Genomic DNA, 23,137 nt, shown 5'->3' with positions numbered 1-23,137 from the left:
GTCGTTTTCGATGCGTTTGTCAGTGAGCCGAATGGCCGTGGCGCCAGAAGCCGGTGAAGGTGATGTCGGTTTTGGCGAACTTCCGGTCGTTCACCAGGTGCCGACGCAGCCCGGTGGTAAGCGCCTGTTCGCCGGCGACAAACGTGTACGACGGCCCCTCGGGCAGTTTGGCATCGCGGACGGTCTCGAGGGTAAGAACACCCGGCGTTGCGTGTTCGTCCTCGCGAACGAGCCAATGCACGTTGACGTTCGCCAGCTCCGGAATGTCTTGCTTGTCTTCGATGTTCGGAATCTCGACGAAGACTTCGGCACGCAGATCTGCGGGCGCGGTTTCCAGAATGCCGATGATCGCGGGAAGCGCACTCTCGTCGCCGACGAGCAGTTGCCACGTGGCCTCGGGAGTGGGGTTGTAGATGCACCCCTCGTCCAGGAGGGCGACCTTGTCGCCGGCCGACGCGGTGTCCGCCCACGCGGATGCCGGGCCGATGTCCCCGTGGTAAGCGAAGTCGATGTCGATCTCCGTGGTCTCGCCGAAGAGGCCTGATCCGGCCGCGCGATAGGCGCGAATCGTGTAGTTGCGCACGACAGGTCGCGTGTCCTTGGACATCAACAGATACTGCGCGTACCAGAGATTGCTGGCCGCGCTCGGCAACCGGAGTTCACTCTGACCGAGTTGCGGGATGAACATGCGGAACCACTGATCGGCACCCATCGGTGCGATGGTGGACAGTTCCTCGCCCGCAATGGTCACTCGGATGAAGCTGGGGCTGATTCGCTTGTTCGCCACGACCTGCGCCGACACGATGCTGCGTGAGGCTGGTTTCACGAACTTGGCGCGCTTGGCCATGACTGGTTGCTCCCTGATTATCTGTTACTCGTACCTAATCAGGTAACCCTAACCTGATTTAGCGTCGCTGTGGAGTGGTGGGTCTGTCCTTTTCGACGACTTCGGGCGGAAGGCCCCACTGCGCTCGGCCCAGTCGACTCATCGGCGCTATCGCCGCGAAGTCCGGTAGCCCGTCGTCGGCCACGGCCTCGGGACGCACAGCGACCGCGACCACGTTTCCCATCACGACAAACGAATTACCGACCTCGATGACCTGGTGGAGCGTGCATTCGATGGCGATCGGGGAGTCGGCGACCCGGACCGGTCGAACCCGCTCACTCGGCTCACTCGCGATACCGAGCTCGAGAAATTCGTCGGCATCGGCGTCGTAGAAAGCCGAACTGGCGTTCACGACGTCCGCGAGCGGAGCCGTCGCGAGATTGACGACGAATTCGCCGGTCGCTTCGATGTTGCGCAGACTGTCCTTGCGCCCGACCGACGTGAACTGCACGATCGGCGGCGCCGAACTGGCCACGGTGAAGAAGCTGTACGGAGCCAGATTGCCGACGCCGTCGGCCGACACCGTGGACACCCACGCGATCGGCCGGGGGACCACCGAAGCGGTGAGTAACTGGTAGAACCGGCGGGGTTCGAGCTCGGCTGGATCGAAGAGTGTGCGCACCCACACATAATGCCGCTGTCCCCGCCCCTGGGCATGCTTGCGCCCGAACATCTGACACTCTTGAAGGCGTGAATCCGTCCACTGCACAAGCCACAGCCGTCGTCGACGAACTGGTTCGTGGTGGCGTGCGTGAAGTCGTGCTGTGTCCAGGCTCTCGCAACGCGCCCCTCGCATTTGCCCTACAGGCTGCCGACCTCGACGGCCGGTTGCGTCTGCACATGCGGATCGACGAGCGGACTGCAGGCTTTCTGGCACTCGGACTGGCAATCGCCGGGAAACGACCGGTCCCCATCGTGATGACCTCCGGGACCGCCGTCGCCAACCTCGGACCCGCTGTCCTCGAGGCCAACTACGCGCGAGTGCCGCTCGTCGTCCTGAGCGCGAACCGGCCGTACGAGATGCTCGGCACCGGCGCCAACCAGACCGTCGAACAGCTCGGGCTCTTCGGCAGTCAGGTCCGCGCAACCATCAGCCTGGGCCTGGCCGAAGACGATTCGACGCAGAACAGCCAGTGGCGCTCGGCAGTCTGCCGTGTGCTCGCCGCTGCCCGCGGAACCCGATCCGGAAACGCGGGCCCCGTGCATTTCGACATCCCGCTGCGTGAGCCGCTGGTGCCGGACGTGCACGTGCAGGGACCGGTTCCGGAGGGCCGTCCCGGCGGTGCGGCCTGGACCACCACGCAGAACGCGACGCTCGACGTTCCGGTCGATCTGGACCTCACCGCGGACACGGTGGTCATCTCCGGACACGGCAGTGCACTTCGACCCGAGCTGGCCGGCCTGCCGACGGTGGCCGAGCCGACGGCTCCGATGCACGGGATCGCGCTGCATCCACTCGCTCTCTCGCAACTCAAGCCCAAGCAGGCGATCATCACCGGCCGCCCGACGCTGCATCGCCAGGTCTCGAAGGTGTTGGCCGACCCGAGCGTCGACGTCTACGCGCTGACAACCGGGCCGCGCTGGCCCGACGTGTCCGGCAACGTACTCGCCACCGGTACCAGGGCAGTGGTCACCGGAACGCCAGATCCCGCGTGGATCGCTCGGTGCGCCGCGCTGACCGAACACGCCGAAACTGCCGTGCGTAAGCAACTCGACGCCCACCCCAAGGCCACCGGCCTGCACGTCGCAGCGGCCGTGATGGATGCGTTGGTGGACGGTGACCAGCTTCTGCTCGGCGCATCCAACCCCGTTCGCGACGCGGCCCTCGTGAGCTACCCCAAGCCCGCTGTGCGGGTGCTGTCCAACCGCGGTGTCGCAGGTATCGACGGCACCGTCTCGGCGGCGGTCGGGGCCGCGTTGGCGTACGAGGGTGGCCGGACCGTCGCCCTCATGGGCGACCTGACATTCCTGCACGACGCTTCCGGACTGCTGATCGGGACCGGTGAGCCGAGGCCGAGCGACCTCACCATCGTCGTCGCCAACGACGACGGCGGCGGCATCTTCGAGCTCCTCGAACAAGGCGACCCGCAGTACGCGGGAGTCTTCGAGCGAGTCTTCGGAACTCCGCACGGCATGGACCTGGCCGCGCTCTGTGCGGCGTACCGCGTGCCACACGCAGCTGTCACCGTCGACGCCCTGGCCACGACGCTGGCGCAACCAGCCAACGGGATCCGTGTTCTCGAGGTCGCGACAGATCGCAGTGGGCTGCGCGAACTCCACGCTTCCGTGCGGGCACAGCTGTGACGCAAACAGTTCTGCGTCGCTTCCGCATCGGCGTGCTGGTGGTTGCCGTCGGCATTTCGGTGCTCGCGGTCATCCTCGTCCTCGGGGCCTGGCGCAACGATCGGACCATCGAATCGAACATGGGGACCGCAACTGCCGAGGTGCTCTCGGCGGGTTCGCTTCGGTCGGCGATCAGCTTCGTGACACCGGACGGCGCGAATCACAACCCCGAACTCGGTGTGCTCTACCCCACCAATCTGACTGTGGGACAACGTATCGAGGTGGAGTACTACAAGACGGACCCCGATTTGGTCAGGGTAGCCGGACGCAACGCGACGGTGGCGCTGATCCCGGCCGGATCCGTGATCGTCGTGACGTGGCTTCTGGCAGGACCGTCGATCTGGTACCTGCGCAAGCGGGAAGCACAGGCAGCGGGTTCGGCGCCGGTCGCCTCGAGTTAGTTCGCGCTTCGCCCGAACTTCACACGAACATGACGTGGACTTTTCCTGGCCCTGTCACCGTTCTCGGTGTGAGAGTAGCCATCGTTGCGGAGTCATTCCTGCCCAACATGAACGGCGTCACCAACTCGGTACTGCGCGTGCTCGAACACCTCGATCGCACTGGCCACGACGCCATGGTCATTGCGCCGGACACTGTCGGATCCGACACCTCTGCCGCCACCGAACACGAAGGTGTTCAGGTGGTTCGGGTGCCCGCCGTCATGGTGCCCAAAGTCAGTTCACTCCCCGTCGGCCTGCCACAACCACGTCTGACGACGGCCGTGCGGACCTTCGCGCCCGACGTCGTACATCTGGCGTCACCGTTCCTGCTCGGTGCCGGGGGAGTCGCCGTCGCCAAACGCCTCGGAATCCCCACCGTCGCGGTTTACCAGACCGATGTCGCTGGATTCGCCGAAAGCTACGGGCTGGGCGTCACCAGTCGCGCCGCGTGGGCGTGGACCCGTCGCATCCACAAGAGCTGCAACAGGACCCTCGCGCCCTCCACGTCGGCAGTCGACGCCCTCGAAGAGCACGGCATTCCGCGTGTCCACCGGTGGGCCCGCGGCGTCGACGCACAGCGATTCGCGCCTTCGCGTCGTAGCTCGGCTTTGCGCCAGTCCTGGATCGGTGACAACGACAGGTTGGTGGTCGGCTTCGTCGGTCGCCTCGCGCCCGAAAAGCACGTCGAACGATTGGCGGCGCTGGCCGGCGATCCCAGTGTGCAGATCGTCGTCGTCGGAGACGGCCCGGACCGCCAGAATCTGCAGCGACTGATGCCGGACGCGATCTTCACCGGACAACTCGGCGGTACCGCGCTTGCTGACGCTTACGCCAGCCTGGACGTGTTCGTTCACCCCGGCGAGCACGAGACCTTCTGCCAGGCGGTTCAGGAAGCGCTCGCGAGCGGTGTGCCCGTCGTCGGACCGGACGCCGGTGGCCCCCGTGACCTGATCTCGCATTGCCGTAACGGCTACCTCCTGCCGGCGGACAGGTTCACCGAACTCCTGCCCAGCGCCGTCGACGCACTTCGCCAGCGTGATCTGCGAGTGCAGTTCGGCTCCGCAGCGAGGCGCTCGGTGCTGCACCGCACCTGGCCGGCCATCTGCGAAGAGTTGCTCCGTCACTACGAGGACGTGCAGGGCCTCGGGCGGCGAACGGGTGCCAGAGCAGCCTGAACGCCCTCGCTGCCCGAGGGTTGGTAGCGTTTCGGGTGTGGCCACTACACACGGAACCCGAGCAACTCTCGAGAAGCAACCGCACGAAGTCGCGTCGATGTTCGACGACGTCGCGGAGCGATACGACCTCACCAACACCGTGCTGTCCTTCGGCCAGGACAAGGGTTGGCGCAAGGCCACCCGCGAAGCCCTCGACCTGAAGCCGGGCGAGAAGGTGCTCGACCTCGCGGCCGGAACAGGTGTCTCGACCGTCGAGCTGGGGCGCTCCGGTGCCTGGTGCGTCGCCACCGACTTCTCCAAGGGAATGCTCAAGGCCGGAATCTCGCGCAAGGTCCCGATGGTCGCGGGTGACGCGATGTACCTGCCCTACGCCGACAACGTGTTCGATGCTGCGACGATTTCCTTCGGCCTGCGCAACGTCTCCGACTTCGAGGCCGGACTTCGCGAGATCGCCCGGGTAACCAAGCCGGGCGGACGCCTCGTCGTCAGTGAGTTCTCGACGCCCGTCTTCGGGCCGTTCCGCACGGTCTACATGGAGTACCTCATGAAGGCGCTCCCGCAGGTCGCACGCACCGTCAGCAGCAACCCCGACGCCTACGTCTACCTCGCCGAATCGATCCGCGCCTGGCCGACCCAGGAAGAGCTGGCACGCAAGATCGAGGCCGCCGGGTGGAAGAACGTCAAGTGGCGCAACCTCACCGGCGGCATCGTGGCGCTGCATTACGCCACTGCCTGACTGCTGTGCGCCATTATTAAACCCCCGCGGTTAATAAATGCGCACAGCAGGTTCAGCGAAGGGCGTACTTCTTTGCCACGTCGGCGTTCTTGGTCGCGCGCTCGGTGAGGAAGGCAAATGCCAATCCGAGTACGAGCCACAGCGTCGCCTGCGTGGCGAGCGAGGAAAGTCGGAACTCCCACAGCAGAGTTGCCGGGAAGTCGTCTCCCACCTCGTTGATGCCGGGAAGCGAGACGTAACCGATCGCGACGATCACCAGGAACGCAGCCACCGGAGCGGCGATGCGCACACTGAGGAATTCGTGTCCGGAAACTGCCTTTGCTGCAGCTGCCGCCGCAGTGACGGACAGCAGCCCGAGAATCACGGCCGCCAACCACAGCAGTGTCCGCTGGTTGATGGTGTCCGGATCTCCGACGGCCGGCGGATTGGCCGGGTACTTGAAGAACGGCACGGCCTCGATGGCCAGCCAGCCGCCGACGGCGATGGCGATCGCCAACAACGGCCCGGACATTCCGGTGAGTCGTCGCGCGTAGTTGGCGACGACCGAGAAGATAGCGCCGAGCGCGAGTCCGGCCAGCGCGGTGGCCAGGAACAACCCGGCGCGCTGCCCGTCGCGGCTCACCAGTGGTTCTTCTTCGTCACCGTGTGAATGCCCAGCGGCTTCGCCGGCATGTTCTCCAGCAGCACTGTTGGCTTCTTCGATCGCAATGGCAGCGTTGACGTGCGGTTCACCCAGCACGAACGCAACACCGCCGGCAAGAATGCCCGCGATCAAACCAGCCAACAATCCACGAATGAGAAGCTTCGTGAAATTGTCGACTAGTGGCACGGCAGGCCCATCAAGTGGCGTCCGTCGTGCATCAATTCATGCATGTACATGCCGGTGCGAGAGATAGCGCCCTGGTCGAATCCGACCAGGTAGAGAGCCAGCATCGCAAACAGCACTACCGTAGCGGCGAGGAAAGCAAGACGAGTCGAATCGATCGACGTATCGGGAGAATAGGCGAGAGCCATCGAAGCCTCCTGGGATTTTCGCGTCCCCTAGGTCCATGCGATGGCCGAAGTGTCTGGCTGTCGAAATAGTCGTGCCGAAAAAGGCACTTCACCTCGAATTACAGTGGCGCGACCGCTCCGGGCTTTCACCGGATTCCTGTCGGACCATCGCGTTTACATGCGAACTTTTGCACTACTGCCCGCACCGTGTCAACGCGTGAAGCCGAGATGACCGTCGATTGTGCCCGGCAAGGCGGGCACAATCGTTCGAGATCAGCTCTTGGCGGCGACGTCCAGGACAACTTCGAACTCGAGCAACGACGCACCCGAAGCGACGGGCTTCGCACGCTCGCCGGAATGGGCTTCACGGGCAGGGCCGTCACGCCAATCGGCGAACGCCTGCTCGGACTCCCACTGAGTCACCACGAAGTAGCGGCTCTCACCTGCGGTGGGGCGGAGGAGTTGGAATCCGAGGAAGCCCGGGGAGTTCTCGACTGCGTGAGCGCGTGCTGCGAAGCGCTTCTCCAGTTCGGGGCCGGCGCCCTCGGGGACCTCGATTGCATTGATCTTCACGACTGCCATGAAAGCGACATTACCCGTGTACCTTCACCGCGTACCGTGACACTCGTGTTGCATGACGAAGGTGGAACGGGACAGCCGATTCTGTTGTTGCACGGCCTCATGGGCAGTTCCCGAACGTGGCGTCGCCATGTGCCGTGGATCCGGGAGTTCGGCCACGTCTACACCTTCGACGCCGCCGGTCACGGCAGGCCGGCGCCGGCGGAACTGACTACCGAGGCATTCGTCGAGGACCTGACATCGGCGGTTACCTCCATCGAAGGTCCGATGATCGTGATCGGTCATTCGATGGGCGCTCTGCACGCGTGGTGCTTCGCCGCTGCGCATCCCGAGAAGGTGTGTGCCCTGGTCCTCGAAGACATGGCCCCGGACTTTCGCGGACGCACCGCAGCGGATTGGGCGCAGATGATTTCGGCGTGGCCGCAACCGTTTGCTTCCGAGGACGCGATGAATGAATTCTTCGGCCCCGTCGCCGGCCAGTACTTTCTCGATTCCTTCGACCGCCGCGACGACGGGTGGTACCTGCACGGTGACGTCTCGACCTTCCGCGACATCTCGGAGGAGTGGGGCACGCGGCACTTCTGGGATCAGTGGAAGGCGATCGAGGCGCCGACTTTGCTCATCGAGGGGGAATTCACCATCACCCCCGAGGGGCAGATGCGAGAGATGGCCGAGCGGCCGCAAGCCCGGTACGTATGCATTGCGGACGCCGGTCACCTGGTCCACGACGATCAACCGCAGCGTTACCGCGACGTCGTGACGGACTTCCTTCAGACAGTGAGCTGACTGCGGATCGACGAGCCCACCTGCTCCAGTTCGACGGCTCGTCTGGCCAGAAGTCCGGCAGCGAACTTCGCCTTGTCGCCGCGATGGCGGGGGACCACGTGCAGGTGCGAGTGGAACACGGTCTGGCCCGCGGCGCGACCGTCGTTGACCAGGAAGTTGACGCCGTCTGCGGCGATGTCGCAGCGCCGCAGAGCACCGGCGATGAGCGTCCCGACGCGGAACATCTCTGCGCCCTCATGGCTTTCGAGAGCATCGAGGTTTTCCGCATGACGCTTGGGGACCACCAGAGTGTGTCCGCGACTCACCGGTCGGGCGTCGAGAAATGCGAGAGTCGTCTCGCTCTCGTGAACGAGAATCGCCGGCTCGGTCAGTGCGATGATCTTGCAGAAGACACAGGTATCGGTGCTCATGTCTACAGAATGTAGTCCGAATCAGATCCGGTCCGGGACTACAGCAGGCGCAGTTGACGTGCCTTCGTTATCGCTTCGTTTCGATTGTGTACGTCGAGTTTCTTGTAGAGAGTGCGTAGTTGAGTCTTGACGGTGTTGACGGAGACGTACAGTTTGTCGGCCATCGCGGCCGACCCCATTTCCAGTGCCAGGAGTGAAAGTACCTTCTGTTCGCGTTCGGTCAGTTCCACGATGTGCACGAATTCCGGAAATGATTCAGCTCGAGGCCTTTTCGCGAACTCGGCGAGTGCTCGCGAATTCGACTTCGCCATCGATTCGAGTTTCTCGACGTCTGTCGATGCGATGGTCGCGAACGAACGCAGAAGTCCGGTTTGCTCCGCGATACTGCACGCTCTGGACCATTCCTGAGCGGCGAGGCGTGGCTCACCCAATTCGGAGTGTGCAACCGCCTGCACCAGAAGCGATTCCATCTGTGCCCGCGGATAGGATTCGCCCGACCAGTCGAACTGGTGACACAGTGCCACGGCGGCTTCGTTCTGGCCGATCCGTTGGCGTAAACGTGCCACCGACGCGAGTGTCCACGGGTTGGCTGCAGGATCAGCGATATCCTTGGCCAGAGCAACTGCCTTGTTTCCCTCGCCGAGTGCGAGCAGGAGGTCGATCTCGGCAGATTGCAACAGAGGAAGTGCGAAAGATGTAGCCGTGTACTGCTTGGAATGAGCTTCAATCGCGTTGTGGAGCAACAACAGAGCGGAAGATGCAGTGCCCTGAGTCAGGGCGAATTGGCTGTGCGCATAGACGACGAACGCCCACAGTTCCTCGGCGTCGGACGGAACGCCGAGTTCGGTCAATGCGATATGTGCGTCATCGAAGTCAAGCGTGTCGAGAGCGGTGAGAGCCCGTGCGGTCAAGCCGGCGATCTTGACCACAGGTTCGAGCCAACCTCCGGGGTCCGGATGCTTCTGCTCGAGTTCGAACCAATGTGCGGCCTGTCGCGGCTCACCTGCCAGCGCCCAATTCAGAGCGGCGCTGCCAGCGGAGTTGCGAGCGATGAAGTCGACTCCGCGAGACAGAGCACCGTGGTATGCCATTCGAGCTTTGATCGTGGATTCGGTGAGTCTGCCGTTCAATTGGAAATTGATCGCCCATTGAAGTCGCATGAGGGGGAGTTGTGCGTTGACGGTCTCCGGGTTGTTCTCCAGCGCACTGCGACTGAGGTGAGCCAGACGCCTGGTGGTCTCTGCCGCTAGTCCGTACTCGCCGGCGAGCCTGAGCATGATCGATTGGACGCAACCGATGCTGAGAGCGTCTTTTGCCTCAGCCCCGGCGCCGAGTTTCCACAGTTCGGCGGGCGATTCGGGCAGCGAGTCGACGACACTTGCACGCTTGCTCGGATGCATGGTGAACAGGGCGCGCCCGGCCTGGACAGCGGAGTGTTTGTCGGCAGCCTCCACCGGAATCCGTTGAAGTGCAGAGCGAACCGTGTCCAGGCTGCTCACGATCATCGTCACCCAATGCTGTTCGACGATGTCGACTGCGAGGGTCCAATTCTGTGCCTCGATCGCGTAGTCGAGCGCCGACGCGTGATGGCCGACGTCGAGTCGATTATGGGCAAGGAATGAAAGACGTTGCGACGGTTCGATTCCACTGCGGGTGTGGCGCGCGAGTAATGATTGCCGAATGGCGGGCGACAACTCCCAGGTCTCGTCGGCCTCGCTTTCTGAACGCGACAGTAATCCGGCAGTCTCCAGTGTCACCAGTCTCGCCCGAATTCGACGAATAGTCTCTGCAGCATCATGGTGCTGGTACTCGAACAAGACTGCGGCGATGTCGACGGTGATCGATCGAGCAAAGGCGATCGCGAGCAGGAACTCGTGTTGCTTCACGCGCTCGGCGATGGTGAGGACGGAACCAGTCACGTAGTCGTCTATCGCTCGCGCGACGTTCTCCTCGATTACCTGCCGGCGATTGTCGCCGCCTGGAATTTTTGCGACTGCGGCAGCGGCGGCGCGGACCAGCGAGGGGAGCCCACCAGTCAAAGATGTGATTCTTTCAGCATCGCCCGCAGCCGTGTGAGCGTCGGTCTGTTCCAGTACGTGGGCGGTATCGGCTGCCGTGAACAACAACTCGCCCGCGCTGACAACCTCATGATCTGTGTCGAGAAGGTACGGCTCGGAGAACATTCCGAAGCCTGAGAGCGTCACCACGAGGTCAAGATTGTGGCAGCGAGTGAGGAGTTCGATCAATTGATCATCCAACTCCGGTTCCGGTACCAGATCCGGCCTGATCAAAACGAGCAGTACGGGTCGGGACAGATCGTTCAAGGATTTGGTGATCGCGGTGTAAGGATCGGCGAGACCACCGGCGTCGGGTAGTGCTATTCCGGCGGCGTGAATTCGCTCCAGGACCAGTGCCCAGAAAGTTGCGAGTGTCGATGAAGGAGGTGGCGCCGAGACCCACACCAGAATACGTTCGGACGCCAGATTGGCGCGTAGCCACGACGCGATCAACGACGATTTTCCGTAGCCGTTCGGTGCGCGGACGATGGTCAGAGCGGCGCGGCGGTCGAGTTTCGCGAACAGAGCCTGCCTGGGAATCGACACGGCGATCGTGCGTCTTTCGGGAATAGCTGCCCAGTCATGGCCGTCCATCCCGAACATCAACGCGGACCCTTTCTGCCTTCGCGCCCCCGTTGTAATTGAAGGTTTGGGCGGATTGTCTCGATCCATCTATCTACAGGGTGGAGCGTAGCTGGTGCGAATCCAGAGTGTGCCATCCCGGGCAATTCACCCGGGACTTCACCCTGGGTGAGAGAAGTTCACCCACACAATCATGCCTTCACCATTGGCTTTCGAGTCCCTCGAGCGACTTCTATTGAACGTAGCTCGGGATTCGCCAAATGCGGCCGAGGATGCCCGCCAGGGGCCCGAGAGTCAGACATCGAAGGAGCGTCGTGAGAACTCGTCTGTCAGAGGTGTGGTCGAAGGCCGTTACGGTCGGACTCCGGCCGAGGGCGTGGCGCCGAGGAGTACGAGGCATCGGCGTAGTTGTCGTGACCGGAGCTCTGGTGGTCGGCGCTGCTGCGCTCGGCGTGCTGCCGATGCAGTCGGATGTTCGATTGGCAGCCGAAGGAGAGTTCGTGCCTCCCTTCACCGTCGAGCTGACGGCGATCGACGGTGCACCGCCCTTCGATCCCGCTGACGGTCCAGGGCTCGATCCGGGACCGTCCAACGGCATTGTCCGAGAGGGTGATCCGGTGACGTACGTCGTCGACATCGGTGTTCGAGACCAGTCGCTCTCGGACGTGGTGGTGCAACTTCCGGTGCCTCGAGGTTTTACTCTGCCGTCCGTGCCGGACTACTGCGGAGACGACTCGGGCATCGACGAGGTCGGGTTACTCTGCCGGGTAGGGGATCTGGAAGCAGGTCGATACGTCACTCGAACCGCGACGATGACTGCAGGTAATCGGGACGACGCTGACGGTTTACCGATAGCGGCAGTGGTCACTGCGGATCGGGGTGCGGTGCGCGTGCGGTCGGGCGACGTCACCGTGCGAGTGTCGACTACCCCGGGAGTGTGTGATCCGCAAGGGAATTCTGTCGACGGTCAGACGGTCCAGGGAAATCCGGTTGCGGCGAACGGGCAGATCTCGGGTCTGGTGACGTCCGGAATATCGGAAGCAGTGAGGATCGACGGTGTCGATCAATGCGGGCATGCGATAACACGGACGGTCAAGCCGTTCGAAGGTCGCTTCTCGTTTGTCGGACTTCTCCCGGGTGGGTATCGCGTCACGGTCGACGGCCGAGCGCCGGTGGACCTCGTGCTGGAACCAGGCGCAATGGCGCTCAGTGGCCTGACGTTCTGATACGGCTCCGCAGAGATCTCGACCCCCGCAACAGTCAATGGAGGATCCAGTGCGTGAAAGCCTGGGCGTTGTATTCGAAAACAGTTCCATTTCAACAGCTCTCGTAGATGCCGACACGCCGCTACTTGGTTCGATCGACGAGTTCCGTCACCCGTGGGGTGTAGACGGGACTCTTCCCTCTGCGCAGACGTCGGCACACGCGCTCGCCTCCGCTGCGGAGGTCGCCACCAGCCGAGCTTTGCGCTCGAATCTGCGCCCCACCGTCGTCGGAGTGATGTGCGAGCGTGCGGACGTGCGCAAACTTGTCCCAGATGTGTTGTCTTCCAGTGCTTTCGAGAACGTCGAGTTGGTCAACGGTCTGGACGCCCGCCTTGCCTACCTGCGGACTGTGGACGCGCTGAACGGTGTTTCGCCGATCCTCGCATTCTGGCCGGACGGCAGCGAGATTGTGATCGCGGCCATTGATCCGAGTGCCGGCGTCGTGGACTCGGCTCACCGCTACGCCACCGCCGAGTTGCTTGCAGACAGCTCGACATTTGCTGCGACTTTGGATCTGCTCGTCGCCGAACAAGACCCAGCTCCGAAGATGCTCGTCGCGATGCTGGTGAAGGAAGAGGCCAGGCAGCCCTGCGCCGAAGCCGCCGAACTGGCCGGGCTCGGCTTCCTGTTTCTGAGCGAGCGCGCACAACTGGCGATCGGCGCTGCGCTGGTAGCGGCCACGAGGGGAAATGAAGTTCGGCCTGGCGTGGCTGTTCAGCCCGTCAACAGGATCCGGTGGGCAGCGGCAATAGTGTTGCCGCTTCTGCTCATGCTGACGGGATTGCTGATCGCCCTCTCTCCAGACGGGTCGCACGCGGTGTCCACTGACAGCCCGAACGTCGGCGCCGAGCCTGCGACCTCGACCAGCGGGCCACCGCCAGGCGCTGCACTACCGATTGTGACCCTTCCGCCCTGCGACCCGGTTGTACCCGTCGTTCCCGCTGCACTTCGACGTTCGGATCCTGAAGTCGCACCACCCCAGACCGCCGAACCCGCAGCAGCATGCGACCCGATGCGAGTCGGTTAAGCCGTACCCTCTCCCGCCAGCGCAAACAGGCCGTCGTCGGTCTGCTCGACCAGTCCGTCGACCAGCAGGGAATGCAACGCGCGGTCACGTTGACCAGGATCAGTCGGCCAGACGATGTCCAGTTGCGCACGTTCGACCGGACGGTGACTTTCACGCAGAACGGCCATCAGTTTCCCCCGTACCTGGCGATCGGTGCCGGCGAACTTCTGCACTTTCTTGGGCGGTCCGGTGTGTGCCGGCTTGCCCGACGCGACCCAGGCGCAATTCGGCAACGGACAGTTCTCGCAGTTCGGTGTCCGCGCCGTGCAGATCAGTGCGCCGAGTTCCATGAGAGCTGCGCTGTAGGTGGCGGCGCGCTCTCGCGTCCTCGGCAGTAGTGCCGCGACGTCGGCGAGGTCGCGCGTGTTGGATGGATTGCCAGGTTCCGCATTGCCATGGACCGCCCGCGCAACTACGCGTCGTACGTTGGTGTCCACCACCGGTACTCGCTGTCCGTACGCGAAGCACGCTACGGCGCGGGCAGTGTACGAACCGATTCCCGGCAGTGAGAGCAGGATGTCGACGTCTTGCGGCACCACGTCACCGTGCTCGGTGGCCAGGACGCCGGCGCATTCGTGGAGGCGCAGCGCACGTCGAGGGTAACCGAGTTTGCCCCACGCGCGAAGCACTTCTGCCTGACTGGACGCTGCCATCGCCGACGGAACCGGCCAGCGCTCCACCCACTCTTCCCAGATGGGCGCAACACGCACCACTGGCGTCTGCTGGAGCATGATCTCGCTCATCAGGATCTGCCAGGCACTGACGCCCTCACGTCGCCACGGCAGGTCACGGGCCGTATCGGAGTACCACTTCAGCAGCACCGAAGATTCCACTGCCACCGCTACCGACACACTCCTCGAACCTGCGCTCCCGGCCGACGAAGGACACGTCGACTTGTGGAGGCCACTTTATCGGCAGGCGCCGACACGGCTGCGTTCCGATACTGCTGCGTTCCGATACGGCCGCTTGCTGATGGCAGACCTCCCGGTCACAACAATTGCACGTTGCTCAGTTTCCACTCGCCGTCTTCACGGACCAGTGAGAGTTGCATGCGGTTGCGGTCGATCCTCGGATCGGGGGAGTTGGTATTGGTGATCGTTTGATCGAGGAAAACGAGAACTTCGGCGTTGTCGCGGTCACTGCTCGCCAGCCCGGCTGAGATGATCTGCGCTGACGAGGTCGCCTGATACTGCACGATCATGTTCTGCAGGTTGGCTGCCACTTGGGCGTACTGGCCGGCGAACTCACCGACGGAGTTGTCGCGCACCACGGAGAGATTCTGATCGAGGTTCTCGAAGTTGTATGTCGCGAGGTCGGTGGCGAATTGCCGTCCGCTCTCGAGTGCGCTGGTGCGGGCGTCGTCGTCGACGGATTTCTGCCAGGTCGCGAATGCACCCCATCCGAGCGCAGCGACGACGACCAGGACGCCGGCAATGATCACTACGGTCTGCTTGCGAAGCCGCTTGGGCTTGTCGACGATTGCGGGTGTCGGGGGCTCGGGTGTCTGGGGTTCAGCTGTCTCGGTCATTGCGTTCCTTGAACTAGTAGTGCGGCAAACGAGTTGTCACCGAGAACGGTGTTCTGACCACCGTTGAGGCCCAGGCGAATCGATGTTCCGTCGCCGGTAGCGACCGTGCCGACGGCAGGATCGTATTGCGCGACCCCGTCGATCGTTCCAGTGTTTGCTCCGGTTGCGGTGGGGATGTTCTGCGAACCTCGGTTCTGGATGCGGCCCGACTGGTCCGTGCAGTGTTGGTTCTTGTCGATTGTGGTCGGTGAGGTGTCCTGTACCGATCGCCGGGGTGTGTCGTAGAGGCAGACCGGACCGAGTGCTGTGATCAGATCAAGTTGTGCGCGTCCGTCTTTGACGATGCTTCCGAACTTCTCGAAACCTTTCGGGACCACCACCAACAAGGCGTCGACGGCAGGCATCCGTGCTGTGACGATCTGCGTGGAGACGAGGGAATTGGCCAACAGCAGACTGAACGGTTCACGGCTCTGCTCGATGAGAGGGAGTATCTGATTGTCGAGAACGCTCGGGCTTCGATCGAGGAGTGTGCGCAGTTGCGGGTCGGAGTTTCGTACCTGATCTGTCAATTGGCGAAGTGTGAGTGCAACTTCGGGAAGAGCATCGACGTTGTCTTCGTTCGCGGCAAAGAGTGAACGCGAATTCTGTACGAGTGTGTTGACTTGCGGTTGATCGGCTCGGACAGTGCGCGCGAGTACGTCGAAGTTGTCGACAAGAGCCTGTAGATCCGGACCCGATCCGTTCAATCCCTCACCGAGTTCGTGCGAGAGGGTCCGCAGGTCTGCCGGATCGACGGTGTCGGCAGCAGCGTTGAAATTCGCGATGACGGTTCCCAACGCGACCGGGATCGACGTGCGCTCAGTCGGAACCACCGAACCTTCGGCGAGGTAGGGGCCGCCGTCGGTCCGCGAGGACAACTGAACTTTCAGTACCGGAACTGCGGTGTCCTGGCTGATGGCCGCATGCGAATCGTTGGGGATCTGTTGGTCGGCGGCGATGCTCAACGTCATCACGACGAGGTCCCGGGCGGAGTCCACCTGCACCGACTCGACGTCGCCGACGGTGACTCCGCGGTATGCCACCTCCGAACCTGGTGCGATTCCGGCCGCGTTCTCCAATTCGACGGTGACCGAGAAGGTTCCGGTGAACGGATCTCCGGCACCTACTTGCCGGAGTACGTACGTCGTGCTGATCACCGCGATGAGGAGGAAGGCCACGATCTCGAAATAGACGGTTCGGTTCTTCATCGCGCGCCTCCTTGCAGGGGTGTCGTGATCGGCAGCTCCCGGTCGGAGGCCGGCAGAGGTGGCAGTGGCGGTGCGGCACCGGGAATGATCTCGTTGAGCACTCCGGTCACGGTTCCCTCGAGATCGACGTCGAGGTCGATGTTCACGTAGTCACCTGGGCTGGCGCGTTCGAGGAGCACTCTCGCGTTGTCCAGGTTGGTCATCGTCTCACCCAGTGTCGGGCCCATCGCCGAGAACTGGTCGAGGATGGGTGAGAGTCGATCGGTGATGTCGGAAATCTGGTCGGCCGACTGATCGAGTACGGAATTGGTTGCGGTACTGAGCCTGTCGGTCTCATCGAGAAGATCCAGCAGTGGTTGTCGTTGGTCGGAGACAACACCCAAGGCCGGCGTGAGTGCGCGCAACCCTTCGTTGATGGTGGCGCTCTCGTCACCGATCAAGGCGCTGAGCCGATTCAGTGAGTCCAGGGCCGAGTTGATCGATTCTTTTCGGTTTTCGAGTGTTCCGAGAAAAGCATCAAGGCGCGCAAGCAGATCGCGGATCGTCTCGTCCCTGCCGTCGAGAATCTGATCAGCCTCGCTGACGATGTTCTTGACCTGCGCCAACCCGCTGCCGTTCAACAGAGTTCCGACGGCGCCGAGTAGTTGTGCGACGTCGGGCCCGCGCACGGTCTCCGATCGTTTGATGGTGGAACCTGGTTCGAGGACGGGGCCGGTCGCATCGGCCGGAACTTCGAGGTTGACGAATGCATCGCCGATCGGGGTTGACAGCTCGATACGGGCGCGGGTGCCGATGGGTAGTTCGATGTCGGACTCGATGTCGGTATGGACCACGGCGGCAAAGGTTTCCGCGCTCATCGAGGTGACTTTGCCGACGACAGCCTGCCCGATCCGTACCTCGCCGCCGACGGGCAGTAGCGACGCGTCGTCGAACTCCATGTTCAACGGGTACGACTGTCCCGGCAGGCCGCGACCGAGGGGGAGATGCTGGAAGTTGAGACTGCAGCCGGTCAAGGGCGCTGCGAAGGCAAGTGCCACAACAATGCTCGCCACGGACCTGTTCGACGCCATCAGTTGCCTCCACCCAGGATGCGTGCCAGCTCGGAACTGCCTGCGGAAGGGAATTCGATGGGATTGACGATTCCCGGCCCGGTGCACAGTGGAATCGGCATCTTCTCGCACAGTGCTCGTGTCGTGTCGAACTGTGAGAGGTCGGTGGCGATGTCCAAGCGGCCGCGTGCTCTGCCGTCTTCGGTGACGAGGTTGGCGACGTTCTCGAATCCCGTTGGTGCCGTTTCGATGATCTCGCGCAGTTGGTCCTGCTTGGTCGCCACTGCTCCGGTCAACTGTGCGAGCGCACCGAGGTCGGCGGTGACCCTCTCGCCGTGTTCGGCGAGTAGCGCCGAGACCTGTCCGAGCAACGTGGTCAGGGAATCGAGCGCCCCGCTGATGTCTTCGCGTTGTTCGCTGAACGTGCGGGCGGTCAGTGTCACCGAGTTCGACAGCGAATCGACCTGGGGCTGGTTGTCGGCGATCAACTGCACGAGGGTGTTCAGGTTCTTCACCAGCTCGGAGATGTCAGGACTTGCACCCGCCAGCACCGAACTTGCCTGTGAGATGGACTGCACGGCATCGTGAAATGCTTGTCCGTTGCCGTCCACCGCGTGGGCGCCTTCTCCGATGAGGTCACCGATCCCACCGCCGTCGGCGCCAGGGCCGAGCGCGACCGTCAGTTCGTTCACCGAAGCAGTGAGCTGGTCCCACGTCAGAGGAGAGTGAGTGCGTTCGAGAGGGATCACCGCGCCGTTGGTGAGGAACTCACCGTCTTCGTAGCCGGGGCCGAGTTCGATCGTGCGGTCACTGATGACCGAAGGAGAGAGGACCCAGGCCTGCGCGTCGGCTGGCACGCGTGTTCCCGGTGGCAGGCTCAGTGTCACCCGTACCCGGGGCCCGTCCGGTGTGACGCTCTCGACTCTCCCGCTGGGAACTCCCAGAATTGTCACCGTGTTGCCGGTGAAGATGGCATCGGTGGAAGTGAATTCGGCAGTGAGAGTGAGCCGGTGCTCGTCACGCGTGATGAACAAGATCGCGCCGATCGCGCAGATCGCTATTGCGGCCAGAGCAGCAAGTTTCTTGACGGTCGTGGTCATCGGCACCCCTGAACAAGCCCTACGACGCACAACCAGTTGTCCGGGATGAGCGTGGAGGGTGAGTTGAGATCGAGCCAGTTGCCGTTGCCGGTTGCGTTGGTGACGTAGCGGACGCTGGGCGCGAAGTTGTCGAGCAGTGTGGTCAGCGATTGTTCGTTCTCGGACAGAACCCCCGTCACCTCGTGGATGTCTCCCATGACCGAGTCGACCAGAGCCTGGTTGTCACCGAGGAACTGGGCAATGGTGGTACTCAACTGATTCAGGTCTTGTACAAGGGCGTTCAACACGTCCCGCCGGTCGGCGATCGTGGCCATCACCAGATCTGCATTTCCCAGAAGGGTTTGCAGAGTGTCCTTCTGCTCGATCAGGGTTGTCGTGGTCTGCTGCGCCCCGGTGAGAAGGGAGCGCAGTGCATTGTCGTTGTCGTTGACGACCCCGGAGAGTGCGTCGATGCCCTCGAGTGAGCGGCGGATGAGTTCGGGATCGTTCGGTGAGTTGTCGGATACCACGGTCAGCATGTTTCGCAGTTGTTGCAGGTCAAGGTTTTCCGACGTGGATTGTGCGCTGCGTCCGAGGTCGTCGAGAGTGAACGGAACACTGGTGTTCGTGATGGGGATGGTCGAACCTGCGGGCAACGAGCGCGATCCGTTCGGAGTGATATCGAGCGAGCGTCGGCCGAGCAGAGTCGAGATCTTGATGTCCGCACGCGAGTCTTCGCCGAGAGTGACGCCGTCGTCGAGTCGGAAGGTGACGTCAACGGAGTTGCCGCTGACCGCCAACGACGTGACTACCCCGCTCGGAACTCCTGCGACGTTGACCGGATCGTCTCGCGTCAACCCGGTGGCGTTGGCAAATACGGCGTGGTACTCGTTGGTCATGACCTTCAAAATCAGTTGAGGGACGACAAGTGCGGCCAGAACGACTCCGACTCCGACGAGAATGCAGATGATTCCGTTGCGGACCGGGTTCTTGACGGTGAGCCAGTTCATCGGCACACCGCCGAGCGCTCGGGACCACCCAGCGCCACCGATTGACCTAGTGCACTGAGTCGAAAGTTGCAGATGTAGATGTTCGCCCAACTGCCGTAGCTCATTGCGATTCCCAACTGGGTGAACAGTTGATCGAAGGCGGTGATACCTGTCGCGAGCGAGTCGCGATTGTCGACGACGGCGCGGGCCGACTGATCGATGGAGGTCAGTGTGCCTGCCAAGTCAGGCTCGACCCGCGTGACCAAGTCCTGAAGGGAAGAGGTCAGGGCACCCGCGGAATCCACTGCGGCCGAGATCTGTTGGCGGTCCTGTGCCAAACCACCGACCAGTGTGTCGAGGGTGTTGATCATCTCGACGAAGTTGGGTCGATTCGTCGTGGTGACGGTCAGTACCCGGTCGAGGTTGGTCAGTAACTGGTCCAGGATCGCGTCGCGGGACGTCAAGTTCTCGGTGACGGCAACGGTGCGCTCGAGCAGGCTTTCGATGGTGGAACCTTGTCCTTGGAATACCTGCACGACGTGTCCGGAAAGCTCGTTGACTTCTGCGGGGTCGAGTGCGTCGAACAGTGGACGGAAGCCGCCGAGGATGTCGGTGAGGTCGATCGCCGGCTGAGTCCGTTCCACCGGAATGGTGGCCCCGGGGGAGAGGTAGTTGCCGGTTGCTCGTTCGTGTGGGTCTGATTCGATCGAAATCGTTCGTGCCCCCAACAGATCCGCATACCTCACCACTGCTCGACCGTCGGTCGGAATGCGTTGTGTGGATTCGAGTTCGAAACCGACGACGGCTTGATTGTTCACCAACTCGACGCTCTCGACGCGCCCGACTCGGACCCCGGCGATCTGTACGTCACTGCCCGTGACCAGACCGGAGGCATTGACGAAGACGGCCTGGTACTGCGAACTCGGCCCGGAGACGGGGTTGATCAGGGTGCTCACCACGATCACGGTGGCGAGAATCGACAGTGCGGCAAACACTCCGAATCTGATCAGAGACTTCTTCACGCTCATTCGCCCACCACCGTCGTGCCACGAAGTACCGGTCCGGCCACCAAGGTGTCCAACGCTGTACCTCCCTGGGTGAGAGCTGCGATCAGCGACTGTTCGACGGGACTGCCGACCGGTCCGACGGTTCCACCCAACGCGGCAGCGGCGGCAGGGCAGTTGGGGCCGCGGGCCGCGTCGTATTGTGGGCAGTCGGTTTTGCCGTACGGATACAGATCTGTGACGGACAGTCGCAGGTCGGTGCTCAGCCATGGCCCGTGTGCCAACGCCGGCGGAAGCTTGATCGTGAGATTGCGCAGGCCGGTGTAGAAGGTTGTGATGTGGTCGGGTCGTGAAGTGATTGCGCCGGTGAGGGAATCGGCGTCGCCGATCACGGTGATCATGCGGTCACGATTGTCACCGATCACAGTCGCGGCAGCAGAACCCGTGCTGGTACCGGCTCGCAGAAGCGCCGCCAATCCGACGGATTTCTCGACGACGGTTTTGGATGTGGTGATGGAGTTCTCGAATGCGGCGAGCATGTCCGGCGCACTCGACGAGAGACTGTCGGCGAGGGTGGCTATGTCGTCGAGGTCGTCACCGAGCCCGTCGATGACGGGCTGCGCACCGACCAACGCGTGGTGAACCGAATCGAGAGATTCACCGATCTGGTTTCCCTTGCCGCTCATCGCGTCCGAGACTGCCGTGAGCGCGACGTTGATGTCGGCGGGGTCGAGGGAAGAAACGAGCGAGTAGATCCGCGAGATCGATTGGTAGAGCTGGACCGCGACCTCGGACTGATCCGATACCAACTCCGTACCCGGCGCGAGAGCAGGGCCACGGGAGAGTCCGGCGGGTTGAATCAGGTCTACGAAGAAGTCGCCGAAGATGTTGCGGGGCATCAGCCTCACCTGACTCGTCGACGGTATGTCCTCGAACGCACCCTCGTCGATTGCGAGTGAGACGGTGGACGCGGTGGTGCCCGGCTCGATGTCGGCTACCGTTCCGACTACGACGCCGCGGTACTGAACAGACGATCCGACGCGTAGCGCACCGGCGGCGGCGGGGACGACAGCGCTGACCTGAGGTGTGGAACCGAAGGTGTCCGTTCCCCTGCTGAACAGGAAGACATAGGCGATGATCAGCAAGACAACGGCAAGTAAACCCCGCAGTGCCAGCGTGATTCGACTGGTATTCGTGACGATCATCCGGTCAACCCGGGTACTTGAGGTTTGAGTCCCCACAGCGCAATGGTCATCGCGACGTCGGTGAAAGCAAGGAAGACGATGCTGGTGCGTAAGGCTCGCCCGGCGGCTCGTCCGACGCCTTCGGGGCCACCTGTGGCGGTGTAACCGTAGTAGCAGTGCACGAGGGTCACCACGACCGCGAACACCATGACTTTTATCAGTGACAGCCAGATGTCGTTGGGGGAGAGGAAAAGACTGAAGTAGTACCCGTACGTTCCCTCGGACTGTCCCTTGACCCGGATCACCGCAAGCGCCGTTGCCATGTACGAGGCAAACAGGCCGACGAGGTACAGCGGGACCACCGCGATCAGTGCCGCGATCATTCGGGTGGTGACCAGATACCGCAGTGAGGGAATCGCCATGACCTCGAGTGCGTCGATTTCCTCGGAGATCCTCATGGCGCCGAGTTGCGCGGTGAATCCGGTTCCGACTTTGGCTGCCAAGGTGATTGCGGCGACGAGCGGTGCGACCTCGCGAGTGTTCGCGATGGCGGACATCACCCCCGACAGTGGAGCGAGGCCGACGAGGTTGAGCCCGCGGTAGCCCTCGAGTCCGATCTGGGAACCGGCGAAGAACGAGATCGCGAAGATGACGACGACGCTGCCGCCGCCGGCGAGGAGGGTGCCCGAACCGAATGCCACCTGCGCGACCAGACGGGCCACTTCACGCCAGTATCGCTGCAGGGTTGCCGGAATCGAGGTGATCACGCGCGCGTGGAAGGTGAACTGATCGCCGAGTCGACTCAACCCGTCGACGGTTCGCGAACTGACCCGCTTGGCACGAATTGCGATGGGAAGGTGCATCAATAGGCACCTTTCACCGAGACGAACAGCGGGTAGAACTGGGTGATCGCGAGATTGGCGACGAATACGAGGACAAACGAGAGCACCACGGTCTCGTTGACGGCATCGCCGACGCCTTGGGCTCCACGCTTGACGGTCAAGCCCTTGTAGCAGGCCACGATTCCCGAGATGAGAGCAAAGGCAACGGCTTTGATGCCGGAGACGACGAAGTCGCTGGGTTGACTGAATTGAACGAGATTGCGTAGGAAGCTCTGTGCGTTGCCGTCGAGTATCAGGACGTGAACGAAGAGGCTTGCGCCCAAACCGATTACGAGAACTATCGAATTCAGTAGGAGGCAGACGATCGCGATCGCGATCATCCGGGGCACGACCAGGCGTTCGAGCACGGGTAGGCCCAGCACTTCGAGTGCGTCGATTTCTTCACGGATCGTTCGCGCTCCCAAGTCTGCGCAGATCGCGGAACCGCCGACGCCGGCGATGATCAGGGCGCACACCAGCGGTCCGGCCTGTCCGATGATGAGGAACGCGACGACGGCACCGCTGTACGCACCCGCGCCGATTTGATCTGCCAGCGCACCGATCTGCAGTGCTACTCCCACACCAAGGGGAATCATCACCAGAGCAGACGCGACCGAGGTGACGTGGGCGAGAAACCACATCTGGTCGAGCGCTTCACGCCAGGCGAGGCGCCGGCGTCGCAGGGTCGTGACCGCGGCAACGCACACACGCACGGTGAAGGTGAACAGCAGTCCGATCTCGGACAGCAGGTTCGAGAACATATTCGTCTTGGCCGGGGAGGCAGGTGTTGCGTCCCCGCTTGTTCCAACTTCGGGGTTGTCTCCGGTTGTTTCAACTTCGGTGCTCACGCCATCCCCC

Annotated in this window: 24 protein-coding genes and 1 riboswitch; of the genes, 7 read left to right on the top strand and 17 right to left on the bottom strand. The window is 62.7% G+C overall.

The annotated features are described in order from the left end of the window. Positions 1-19: 19 nt before the first annotated feature. Both ACFQ6H_RS07550 and ACFQ6H_RS07545 read right to left on the bottom strand, forming a co-directional pair. Complete coding sequence (locus ACFQ6H_RS07550) at positions 20-847, bottom strand: siderophore-interacting protein (protein ID WP_378645099.1); 828 nt, start codon at positions 845-847, stop codon at positions 20-22. A 58-nt stretch (positions 848-905) separates the two neighbouring features. Then, complete coding sequence (locus ACFQ6H_RS07545) at positions 906-1,508, bottom strand: flavin reductase family protein (RefSeq protein ID WP_378645096.1); 603 nt, start codon at positions 1,506-1,508, stop codon at positions 906-908. A gap of 68 nt (positions 1,509-1,576) precedes the next feature. On the opposite strand from ACFQ6H_RS07545, the gene menD reads away from it, so the two are divergent. From menD to ACFQ6H_RS07525, 4 genes are all read left to right on the top strand, one after another. After that, entirely contained in the window at positions 1,577-3,190 is a 1,614-nt protein-coding gene (menD, locus tag ACFQ6H_RS07540) for a 2-succinyl-5-enolpyruvyl-6-hydroxy-3-cyclohexene-1-carboxylic-acid synthase (RefSeq protein WP_378447173.1), read from the top strand. Continuing rightward, on the top strand, positions 3,187-3,630 hold the full coding sequence (locus tag ACFQ6H_RS07535; protein WP_378638307.1) for a DUF3592 domain-containing protein: 444 nt from the start codon (positions 3,187-3,189) through the stop codon (positions 3,628-3,630). Before menD ends, ACFQ6H_RS07535 begins: the two co-directional genes overlap by 4 nt. A 68-nt stretch (positions 3,631-3,698) precedes the next feature. Then, the gene (locus ACFQ6H_RS07530; protein ID WP_378645093.1) at positions 3,699-4,844 is read left to right on the top strand and encodes a glycosyltransferase family 4 protein; all 1,146 of its coding nucleotides are present in this window, start codon (positions 3,699-3,701) and stop codon (positions 4,842-4,844) included. Positions 4,845-4,881: 37 nt separating this feature from the next. Further along, entirely contained in the window at positions 4,882-5,580 is a 699-nt protein-coding gene (locus tag ACFQ6H_RS07525) for a demethylmenaquinone methyltransferase (protein WP_003941879.1), read from the top strand. Between the two features lie 52 nt (positions 5,581-5,632). Here the strand turns inward: ACFQ6H_RS07525 and ACFQ6H_RS07520 are convergent, their stop codons facing one another. From ACFQ6H_RS07520 to mhuD, 3 genes are all read right to left on the bottom strand, one after another. Beyond that, positions 5,633-6,409: a CbtA family protein gene (locus tag ACFQ6H_RS07520; RefSeq protein WP_378645091.1), complete on the bottom strand. Its 777-nt coding sequence runs from the start codon at positions 6,407-6,409 to the stop codon at positions 5,633-5,635. Beyond that, positions 6,400-6,594: a CbtB domain-containing protein gene (locus ACFQ6H_RS07515; protein WP_378645089.1), complete on the bottom strand. Its 195-nt coding sequence runs from the start codon at positions 6,592-6,594 to the stop codon at positions 6,400-6,402. The genes ACFQ6H_RS07520 and ACFQ6H_RS07515 overlap by 10 nt, the downstream gene beginning before the upstream one ends. A 24-nt stretch (positions 6,595-6,618) precedes the next feature. Next, positions 6,619-6,758: riboswitch (cobalamin riboswitch) on the bottom strand. A gap of 88 nt (positions 6,759-6,846) precedes the next feature. Further along, entirely contained in the window at positions 6,847-7,155 is a 309-nt protein-coding gene (mhuD, locus tag ACFQ6H_RS07510; protein WP_007726927.1) for a mycobilin-forming heme oxygenase MhuD, read from the bottom strand. A gap of 45 nt (positions 7,156-7,200) precedes the next feature. Between mhuD and ACFQ6H_RS07505 the strand changes: the two genes are divergently transcribed. Further along, positions 7,201-7,938, top strand: a complete 738-nt coding sequence (locus ACFQ6H_RS07505) for an alpha/beta fold hydrolase (RefSeq protein WP_378645087.1) — start codon at positions 7,201-7,203, stop codon at positions 7,936-7,938. Here ACFQ6H_RS07505 and ACFQ6H_RS07500 read toward each other — a convergent pair. Next, the gene (locus ACFQ6H_RS07500) at positions 7,923-8,348 is read right to left on the bottom strand and encodes an HIT family protein (RefSeq protein ID WP_378534940.1); all 426 of its coding nucleotides are present in this window, start codon (positions 8,346-8,348) and stop codon (positions 7,923-7,925) included. The genes ACFQ6H_RS07505 and ACFQ6H_RS07500 overlap by 16 nt on opposite strands. 38 nt (positions 8,349-8,386) lie before the next feature. Beyond that, positions 8,387-11,008 carry a LuxR C-terminal-related transcriptional regulator gene (locus ACFQ6H_RS07495; RefSeq protein ID WP_378645084.1) on the bottom strand — a complete coding sequence of 874 codons (2,622 nt, stop codon included), beginning with the start codon at positions 11,006-11,008 and terminating at the stop codon, positions 8,387-8,389. Between the two features lie 293 nt (positions 11,009-11,301). On the opposite strand from ACFQ6H_RS07495, the gene ACFQ6H_RS07490 reads away from it, so the two are divergent. Together ACFQ6H_RS07490 and ACFQ6H_RS07485 are read left to right on the top strand one after the other, a co-directional pair. Then, positions 11,302-12,213: a hypothetical protein gene (locus ACFQ6H_RS07490; protein WP_378645081.1), complete on the top strand. Its 912-nt coding sequence runs from the start codon at positions 11,302-11,304 to the stop codon at positions 12,211-12,213. Positions 12,214-12,262: 49 nt separating this feature from the next. Further along, positions 12,263-13,279, top strand: a complete 1,017-nt coding sequence (locus ACFQ6H_RS07485) for a hypothetical protein (RefSeq protein WP_378645079.1) — start codon at positions 12,263-12,265, stop codon at positions 13,277-13,279. On the opposite strand, the gene ACFQ6H_RS07480 is transcribed toward ACFQ6H_RS07485, so the two are convergent. The 10 genes from ACFQ6H_RS07480 to ACFQ6H_RS07435 form a co-directional block, all read right to left on the bottom strand. After that, positions 13,276-14,157, bottom strand: coding sequence for an A/G-specific adenine glycosylase (locus ACFQ6H_RS07480; RefSeq protein ID WP_378536154.1), 882 nt, complete (start codon positions 14,155-14,157; stop codon positions 13,276-13,278). The genes ACFQ6H_RS07485 and ACFQ6H_RS07480 overlap by 4 nt on opposite strands. A 149-nt stretch (positions 14,158-14,306) precedes the next feature. Beyond that, positions 14,307-14,846 (bottom strand): hypothetical protein, encoded by a 540-nt coding sequence (locus tag ACFQ6H_RS07475; RefSeq protein WP_378546318.1) that lies wholly within the window; start codon positions 14,844-14,846, stop codon positions 14,307-14,309. After that, complete coding sequence (locus ACFQ6H_RS07470) at positions 14,843-16,093, bottom strand: MlaD family protein (RefSeq protein WP_378645076.1); 1,251 nt, start codon at positions 16,091-16,093, stop codon at positions 14,843-14,845. The genes ACFQ6H_RS07475 and ACFQ6H_RS07470 overlap by 4 nt, the downstream gene beginning before the upstream one ends. After that, the gene (locus ACFQ6H_RS07465) at positions 16,090-17,163 is read right to left on the bottom strand and encodes an MCE family protein (protein ID WP_378645073.1); all 1,074 of its coding nucleotides are present in this window, start codon (positions 17,161-17,163) and stop codon (positions 16,090-16,092) included. The genes ACFQ6H_RS07470 and ACFQ6H_RS07465 overlap by 4 nt, the downstream gene beginning before the upstream one ends. Next, positions 17,163-18,242, bottom strand: coding sequence for an MCE family protein (locus tag ACFQ6H_RS07460; RefSeq protein WP_378645071.1), 1,080 nt, complete (start codon positions 18,240-18,242; stop codon positions 17,163-17,165). Before ACFQ6H_RS07460 ends, ACFQ6H_RS07465 begins: the two co-directional genes overlap by 1 nt. Continuing rightward, positions 18,239-19,231 carry an MCE family protein gene (locus ACFQ6H_RS07455; RefSeq protein WP_378645068.1) on the bottom strand — a complete coding sequence of 331 codons (993 nt, stop codon included), beginning with the start codon at positions 19,229-19,231 and terminating at the stop codon, positions 18,239-18,241. The genes ACFQ6H_RS07460 and ACFQ6H_RS07455 overlap by 4 nt, the downstream gene beginning before the upstream one ends. Next, the gene (locus ACFQ6H_RS07450) at positions 19,228-20,238 is read right to left on the bottom strand and encodes an MCE family protein (protein WP_378645065.1); all 1,011 of its coding nucleotides are present in this window, start codon (positions 20,236-20,238) and stop codon (positions 19,228-19,230) included. Before ACFQ6H_RS07450 ends, ACFQ6H_RS07455 begins: the two co-directional genes overlap by 4 nt. Next, on the bottom strand, positions 20,235-21,419 hold the full coding sequence (locus tag ACFQ6H_RS07445) for an MCE family protein (protein ID WP_378645062.1): 1,185 nt from the start codon (positions 21,417-21,419) through the stop codon (positions 20,235-20,237). The genes ACFQ6H_RS07450 and ACFQ6H_RS07445 overlap by 4 nt, the downstream gene beginning before the upstream one ends. Continuing rightward, positions 21,416-22,261 carry an MlaE family ABC transporter permease gene (locus ACFQ6H_RS07440; RefSeq protein WP_378448203.1) on the bottom strand — a complete coding sequence of 282 codons (846 nt, stop codon included), beginning with the start codon at positions 22,259-22,261 and terminating at the stop codon, positions 21,416-21,418. Before ACFQ6H_RS07440 ends, ACFQ6H_RS07445 begins: the two co-directional genes overlap by 4 nt. Beyond that, positions 22,261-23,127 carry an MlaE family ABC transporter permease gene (locus tag ACFQ6H_RS07435; RefSeq protein WP_378546338.1) on the bottom strand — a complete coding sequence of 289 codons (867 nt, stop codon included), beginning with the start codon at positions 23,125-23,127 and terminating at the stop codon, positions 22,261-22,263. Before ACFQ6H_RS07435 ends, ACFQ6H_RS07440 begins: the two co-directional genes overlap by 1 nt. Positions 23,128-23,137 lie beyond the last annotated feature (10 nt).

The organism is Rhodococcus sp. NPDC056506 (genome assembly GCF_042794945.1).
Taxonomy (GTDB): domain Bacteria; phylum Actinomycetota; class Actinomycetes; order Mycobacteriales; family Mycobacteriaceae; genus Rhodococcus_F.
This window is presented reverse-complemented; position numbering and strand designations above follow the sequence as displayed.